Annotated in this window: 5 protein-coding genes; 4 read left to right on the top strand and 1 reads right to left on the bottom strand. The window is 68.1% G+C overall.

Going from position 1 to position 3624, the window contains the following annotated elements; all coding sequences use genetic code 11:
- The 4 genes from Q1V87_RS08050 to Q1V87_RS08035 form a co-directional block, all read left to right on the top strand.
- Positions 1–360: carbohydrate ABC transporter permease (locus Q1V87_RS08050; RefSeq protein ID WP_300591635.1), on the top strand; the 360-nt coding region annotated here is incomplete at its 5' end.
- On the top strand, positions 357–1199 hold the full coding sequence (locus tag Q1V87_RS08045) for a carbohydrate ABC transporter permease (protein WP_300591634.1): 843 nt from the start codon (positions 357–359) through the stop codon (positions 1197–1199). The genes Q1V87_RS08050 and Q1V87_RS08045, both read left to right, overlap by 4 nt.
- Positions 1200–1242: 43 nt before the next feature.
- Positions 1243–2172, top strand: coding sequence for an ROK family protein (locus tag Q1V87_RS08040; protein WP_300591633.1), 930 nt, complete (start codon positions 1243–1245; stop codon positions 2170–2172).
- Entirely contained in the window at positions 2165–2944 is a 780-nt protein-coding gene (locus tag Q1V87_RS08035) for a glucosamine-6-phosphate deaminase (protein WP_300591632.1), read from the top strand. Before Q1V87_RS08040 ends, Q1V87_RS08035 begins: the two co-directional genes overlap by 8 nt.
- A gap of 55 nt (positions 2945–2999) precedes the next feature.
- Here the strand turns inward: Q1V87_RS08035 and Q1V87_RS08030 are convergent.
- Positions 3000–3624: FAD-linked oxidase C-terminal domain-containing protein (locus tag Q1V87_RS08030; RefSeq protein ID WP_300591631.1), on the bottom strand; the 625-nt coding region annotated here is incomplete at its 5' end.

The raw sequence follows: 3624 nt of genomic DNA, 5'->3' as shown, positions 1-3624 counted from the left end.
GTCTACGCCGGGCTCGGACAGGTGCCCGACGAAGTGCTCGAGGCCGCGCAGCTGGACGGAGCGGGCGCCTTCTCGCGCTTCCGGCTCATCGTCTTCCCGTACCTGCGCTCGATCCTCGTCGTGCTCCTGATCCTCCAGGTCATCTGGGACCTGCGCGTGTTCGCCCAGATCTACGCCCTGCAGACCATCGGCGGAGTCCGCGCCGACACGAACACCATCGGCGTCTACATCTACAGCGTCTCGATGGCCTCCGGTGATCTCGGTGCCGGCGGCGCCATCTCGGTGATCCTGGTCGCGATCCTGCTCCTGATCTCCGGCTATTGGATTCGCACGATGCTGCGACAGGAGGAGCAGTCATGAATGCCCGGCCCCGGCGGCGCTCCGCCCGCATCCTGCTGAACCTCGCGGCCCTCGTCGTGATCGCGTTCTCGGTCTTCCCCGTCTACTGGATGGTCAACACGTCGCTCCTGCCGGCATCCGCCGTGCGCTCGGCGGAGCCGCACTGGTGGCCCGACCAGTTCACGCTGTCGAACTATCAGACCGCCCTCGGCGATGAGGGTCTGGTGACGGCGCTCGGCAACTCCGTTGCCGTCACGGCGATCACCCTGGTCGCGGCACTGGTGTTCGCTTTCCTCGCGGCGCTCGCCGTCTCGCGCTACCGGTTCCGCAGTCGGCGGTCGTTCATCATCGCGATCCTGGTCGTCCAGATGATCCCTGCCGAAGCCATGATCATCTCGGTGTTCCGGATGCTCGACGGCTGGTACCTCATCAACACGATCATCGGTCTGAGCTTCGTCTACATCGCCTTCGTCCTGCCGTTCACGATCTGGACGCTGCGCGGGTTCGTCGGCGGGGTGCCGGTCGAACTCGAAGAGGCAGCGATGATCGACGGATGCAGCCGCGCTGGCGCGTTCTGGCGAGTCACGTTCCCGCTGCTTGCCCCGGGCCTGATCGCAACCGGCGTGTTCGCGTTCATCCAGGCCTGGAACGAATTCGTCTTCGCCCTGGTGATCATGACGCGTCCCGAGTCCCTCACGCTCCCGATCTGGCTTCGCGCCTTCGTGCAGGCAACGAAAGCCACAGACTGGGCGGTCGTGATGGCTGCCTCCACGATCATGGCCATCCCCGTCATCGTGTTCTTCCTGCTCGTGAACCGCCGCATGACCGGGGGACTTGTCGCCGGAGCGGTCAAGGGCTGATGACCATGTGCACCACCCACCCGCTCTGGATCGGAGGCGGGCGATGAGACTCGGCCTCGATGTCGGAGGAACCAAGACGGATGCCGTCGCGCTCGCCCCGAACGGCACCATCGTCGCGCGCACGCGGCTGGCGACGGGGTGGGGGCCGGATGCTGTCGTGCAGACGATCCTCGACGCGGTGTCCCGTCTCTGCGCCGAGCCCGCTCTCAGCACGGCCGGCATCCGGTCGGTGGGGATCGGGATCCCCGGCCGGATCGAACCGGGGTCGGGGCGGGTCGAGCACGCCGTCAACCTCGGTGTCGAGACTCTCGATCTTGCAGCCGCCGTCGCTCCAGCACTCGGTGTTCCCGTGCGGGTCGAGAATGACGTGAAGGCTGCAGCGCTCGGCGCAGCATCGCTGCGTGGCGGAACACTGTCGATGGGGTACCTCAACCTCGGGACGGGCATCGCCGCTGCCGTTGTGACAGGCGGTGTGCTGTGGCGTGGCGCGAGGGGAGGAGCGGGAGAGATCGGACACCTCTCGATCGATCCGGCGGGCCCCGTCTGTCGCTGTGGCCAACGCGGGTGCATCGAGGCGCTCGCCGGCGGTGGGGCGGTCTCGGCCCGATGGAGGAGGCCCGGATCACTCCCGATTCGCGACGTTTTCGACGCGGCAGACGCGGGCGATGCGGCTGCCGTGCGGCTGCGCACCGACCTCGCCAGGGGCGTCGCTGCCGCCATCCGGGTGCTCGTGCTCACGGCGGATGTTGACACTGTCGTTCTCGGCGGCGGCATCACGGCTCTGGGAACTCGGCTGGAGGCAGAGGTCGCCGCTCAGCTGGAGTCGAGTGCCCACGAGTCGGCGTTCCTGCGATCGCTTCAGCTGGTCGATCGCGTTGAGATCCTTCCCGCCGGTGCGCCCGCCGCGGCGCTCGGCGCGGCGCTCATCGGCGCTGAAGCTGCAGACGAGAGAGAGGTTCTTTCCCATGGCTGAAGTAGTCATCGTCCCGAATCGCGAGGCGGGCGGGCAGCTGGTTGCGAGCGAGATCGCTCGACGCATCCGCGCGACGCCCGATCTTGTGCTCGGTCTCGCGACGGGGTCGACGCCACTCCCCGTCTATGAGGCGCTGCGCCCCGCCCTGGCCGGTGTTGACGTATCGCTGGTTCGCGGTTTCGCCCTCGACGAGTACGTGGGGCTCGATCCCGCGCACCCCCAGAGTTACCGGTCGGTCATCACGCGCGAGGTGGTCGAGCCGCTGGGGCTGAATCCGGCGGGCATCCGGGTTCCCGATGGGCGCCTCGACGGAGTCGCGCACGCCGGCGAGGTCTACGAGGCGGCGATCATGGATGCCGGTGGCATTGCCCTGCAGATCCTGGGGATCGGCACCGACGGTCACATCGGTTTCAACGAACCAGGCTCATCGTTCGCTTCCCGCACGCGCGTCAAGACGCTCACCGAGCAGACGCGGGCCGACAATGCGCGCTTCTTCGCCTCGCCAGATGAGGTGCCGATGCACTGCATCACGCAGGGGCTCGGCACGATCCTCGAGGCAGGCCACCTCGTGCTCCTCGCCTTCGGGAGTTCCAAGGCGGCAGCCCTCGCGGCAGCCGTCGAGGGGCCGGTGTCGGCATCCGTCCCGGGCTCGGCGATTCAACTGCACCCGCACGTCACGGTCGTCGTCGACGAGGATGCCGCGAGCGAGCTCACCCGCGCGGAGTACTACCGCTACGCCTACGCGAACAAGCCCGCCTGGCAGGGTATCTAGGCCGAGCGCTGCGCACCGGCAGCGCTCACGCGCACGACGCCCGTCACGGTGTCACTCACGGTGCGAACACCTTGCCGGGGTTGAGGATCCCCTGCGGATCGAAGACGCGCGCGATCTGGCGCTGCAGCTCCCACTGGTCATCGCCGAGTTCGTCAGCGAGCCACCGTCGCTTGAGCACCCCGATCCCATGCTCGCCGGTGAGGGTTCCGCCGAGATCGAGCGCGGCGCGGAACAGTTCGTCGGCGGCTTCCCAGATCTCGGCGGGTACATCGGGACCGTCGAAGATGAAGTTCGGATGCAGGTTTCCATCGCCAGCGTGCGCGACAGTGGGGATTACGAGACCGTAGCGGCGCTCGATGTCGGCGATACGCGCGAACATCGTCGCGAGCTGCGACCGCGGAACCGAAACGTCTTCGATGAGCGTCGTCCCCAGGCTCGCCATCGCGGGATGCACCGACCGGCGGATCGCGAGCAGTCGCTCGCCCTCCTCGCGGTCGGTGGAGAGGGCGACGGTGCCTCCCGCTGCCTCCAGGACAGCGGTGATCGCCGCCGCATCCGCGGCTGCAGCGGCGCCATCGGTCTGGATCGGGACGTGCGCCGCGCCGGGGGTGGGCGCGGCAAGGCCCAGTAACTCGTGGATGGCCCTCAGCGCCGCGGCATCCAGCAGTTCCATGATCGCC

Source organism: Microbacterium sp., assembly GCF_030149085.1.
In the GTDB taxonomy this organism is placed as follows: Bacteria; Actinomycetota; Actinomycetes; order Actinomycetales; family Microbacteriaceae; genus Microbacterium.
This window is presented reverse-complemented; position numbering and strand designations above follow the sequence as displayed.